Annotated in this window: 1 protein-coding gene; it reads left to right on the forward strand. The window is 22.5% G+C overall.

What is annotated here, in order from left to right; translation table 11 throughout:
• Positions 1 to 1,072, forward strand: a 1,072-nt coding sequence (locus L8Y18_RS08545) for a DUF2972 domain-containing protein (RefSeq protein ID WP_263676665.1), incomplete at its 5' end; no start/stop codon positions are given.
• Positions 1,073 to 1,115: the final 43 nt, after the last annotated feature.

Below are 1,115 nucleotides of genomic sequence, written 5' to 3' on the forward strand. Positions count from 1 at the left end.
ATGGGAGATGAATTTACCTTTACCAGATAGGTATAAGTTTGTGCTGTTTACTTTTGGATTAACTGGACATAGTGTTTTATTAAGAGCATTGGTTTACCATGGTGTTAAGTTGCAATGGTATTCCAATGATTATAAAAAATTATATTTAGATCATTTTAAGTACAGCTATGATTGTATTCATGTTCTTTTTTTAAATACAAATGATTTTAGAAAAAGTCTTAAATATATAAATCTATTTCCAAAAATTGTTACCATATTTTTAATTAGAGATCCTATATCAAAATTTAAAACTGGATTGAATCATGGAGGATATAAAAAAGGTTGTGGTAATTATGATATTATTAATCATAATATTCCTATAGAACAGATAATAGATAGGGTAAAGTATCCTTTTTTGGAGCAAATAACAATAGGACATATGTTAAATTTTTGGCTTAATAATGGAATATGGTATTATGATACTATTCTTAAAAATATATATACAGATAAAATATATTTTTTAGATATGGAAGATCTTATGCCGGATAAAATCATATCAACTTTTGCTAATTTAAAATTAGAATTTAAATTAAATAGTGTCGATAATTTAGAACAGATACAAAAAATGGTTTTTGGTCCATACAGATATATTTTGCCAATTATTATTAAATTTTCATTTAAAGAATATATGAATATTAATGTTTATATAGAATTAAAAGATAGAATGACTAATGGAAATATTATTTTGAATAATATGTTTAGATATAGTCATGTTTTGTTGCAAGATATTTCATTTTCGGTGTTAAAATCGGACTTTAAAAAACTAAATGATAAGTTAATAGAAAAAATAGATAGTTTCCAAAAAATTTTTTTAGATGTTTTGTATAATAAAATAAGGTATATTCAAAATAAAAAATGGTCAGAAGAAAATATCTTAAGCGAGCTGCTAAATAATAAATCAATGAGAAAAAAGATATTTAACATGTTAAATCAAGAGTTAAACTTTATAAAAAAATACCATCCGGATATCATAGCTTCTTGGAAATACTATCAAGAATTTGAAAAAATGTGTAAAGAATTAGATGGTGATTAATATCAGAGAAAGATAAAAAAAGTATAATTACAAAATTAATTTT

This window comes from Campylobacter sp. CNRCH_2007_0968H, from assembly GCF_025773245.1.
Lineage (GTDB): Bacteria > Campylobacterota > Campylobacteria > Campylobacterales > Campylobacteraceae > Campylobacter_D > Campylobacter_D lari_D.